At 40.5% G+C, this 247-nt stretch carries 1 protein-coding gene; it reads left to right on the forward strand.

The features are described from left to right. Positions 1-247: DUF4026 domain-containing protein (locus tag SB775_RS32525; RefSeq protein WP_410865415.1), on the forward strand; the 247-nt coding region annotated here is incomplete at both ends.

Raw genomic sequence — 247 nt, forward strand, 5'->3', positions numbered from 1 at the left:
GACATTCCTGACTTATACGTTATTCATTCTGTTTATGAGGACGATAAAGAAGGTGAGCCTACGCAATATTGGTTTCATACACATGGCCTTTTAAGAGCGGGCGTAACAGAAATAGAATTAATTATTCCAAATCGCATTTCTTCCTATTACGGCATTGGTGACCTCTTTCAAACATTTGCGAATAATGCCGTCGAGAATGGACAAGTCCCTATGAATGAGCCTATCGTTATCGCGCATAGTCAGCAAG

It is taken from the genome of Peribacillus sp. SIMBA_075 (genome assembly GCF_046534585.1).